The sequence below is a fragment of the Mesorhizobium sp. P2_F5 genome (assembly GCF_056403715.1).
In genome coordinates, this window is sequence record NZ_JBFUEY010000051.1 from 1 (window position 1) to 1972 (window position 1972).

The 1972-nt window shown below is 62.5% G+C and carries 2 protein-coding genes; both read right to left on the minus strand.

Annotated features, from left to right (window positions below; all coding sequences use genetic code 11):
* On the minus strand, window positions 1-407 hold a 407-nt coding region (locus tag AC1DYO_RS32055), incomplete at its 3' end, for an adenylate/guanylate cyclase domain-containing protein (RefSeq protein WP_477268658.1).
* Between the two features lie 2 nt (window positions 408-409).
* A partial coding sequence (locus AC1DYO_RS32060; RefSeq protein ID WP_477268660.1) for an adenylate/guanylate cyclase domain-containing protein occupies window positions 410-1972 on the minus strand: 1563 nt, incomplete at its 5' end.

Genomic DNA, 1972 nt, shown 5'->3' on the forward strand with positions numbered 1-1972 from the left:
ACCGAGCCGGACACCGCGACGCCGCCGGGCTTGGCGATGCTTTCGATGCGCGCCGCGATGTTGACGCCGTCGCCATAGATGTCGTTGTCCTCGAAGATGATGTCACCGAGATGGACGCCGATGCGGAATTCGATGCGGCGCTCCTCCGGTACGTCGACATTGCGCTCGCGCATCCGGCGCTGGATGTCAGCGGCGCAGGCGACCGCGTTCACCACGCTCGGGAACTCGACAAGCATGCCATCGCCGGTGAGCTTGACGATGCGGCCCTGGTGTTCGGCGATCTTGCCGTCGGCCATCTCGCGCCGATGCGTCTTGAGCGCCGACAGCGTGCCGGCTTCGTCAAGCCCCATCAGGCGGCTGTAGCCAACGACGTCGGCGGCAAGGATGGCGGTGAGCCGGCGTTCCATTGCTATCTCGCAAGCTCCAGCACCGTCTGCCAGCGCGGAAGGCTGTGCAGCAGATCAAAATCCGAGTCTTGCAGAACCCACGCTTTCATTTCGTGGTTGGCGCGCGGCATCACCCTTTCGAGCATGTCGAACACCCGGTCGAAATCACCGAGGAAGCAGTGGAAGCAGGCAAGGTTGTATTGGGTCAGGACATCGTCGGGGTCGATCGCGAAAGCGCGCGCGGCCCACTCCTTCGCTCGATCGAACTCGCCAAGTCCGGCGAGCGCGTTGGCGCCGAGGTAGGCAGGTCGGGGATTTTCCGGATTCCTTGCAAACTCGCGCTCGGCTCGTTCAACACCCCTGCGAGCCGTCTCCCCTTGTTCCTGATGCCGTCCCAACGTGCGATAGATCTGAATCAGCAGAAGCAGGGATTGGTAGTCGTTGGGGTCTATCTCGGCGGCGCGCTCCCAGTGGACGGCGGCCTTTTCGAGCTTTCCCCGCGCATAACAGCTGCGGGCGTAGAAATAGTGGGCTTCGAATAGGTTGGGATTGCCCGCGATCGCCTGCTCGAATTCTCGGTCCGCTTCGTCGTACTGCTGGCCGACCGAGAGGGCCAGTCCGCGCGAGGCATGCGCTTCGGCCAGTCCGCTTTCGATCTCGAGCGCCTTGGCGGCGTTGGCCAGTATGCCGTCGAGCGACACCTCCTCGCTGTAGTCGAGGAACAGGAAGGAGTCGCAATCGGCGCTGCCGGCATAGGCGCGCGCATAGAGCGGGTCGAGCTCGAGCGCCATCGTGAACATACGTCTGGCGAGCCGGTAGTTCAGCTTTGTGCCGCGGTGGAAAAACTCACGGCCTCTCAGATAGTAGGTGTAAGCCTCGACACTCTCGGTCGGCGACGCCTCGATCGCCTTCTTTTCTTCCGGCAGCAGCCTGACCTTGAGCTGGTCGACGATCGTTTTTGTGATCTCGTCCTGAATCGCGAAGATGTCAGTCAGGTCGCGGTCGTAACGATCGGCCCACAGATGCGTGCCGTCCTTGCCGTCGATCAGCTGCGCGGTGATGCGCACGCGCTGGCCGACCTTGCGCACGCTGCCTTCAAGCACCGTTGCGACATTGAAGCGCCGGCTGACATCCTGCACGTCGACAGACTTGCCCTTGTAGGTGAACACCGAATTGCGGGCGATCACCGACAGGCCGGAGATTTTCGAGAGATCGGTGATGATGTCTTCGGTGATGCCGTCGGAGAAGTATTCCTGCTCCGGGTCGCCGCTCATGTTGTTGAACGGCAGCACAGCGATCGAAGGCTTTGCCTTGGCAGCAGGCTCAGCCTTGACCTGCACTGCCGTTGCAGCGGGCAGCGGCGGTCGCGCGCCTGCAAAGAGGTCGACGTTGTAGACTCGAACCGGCCGGTCGATGTTCTTCAGAGTCTGCTCGCCGGTGTCCTCGAAGGAGAGATCGAGCCGGTTGCCGACATTGTCGCGGACCGAGCCGGACACCGCGACGCCGCCGGGCTTGGCGATGCTTTCGATGCGCGCCGCGATGTTGACGCCGTCGCCATAGATGTCGTTGTCCTCGAAGATGATGTC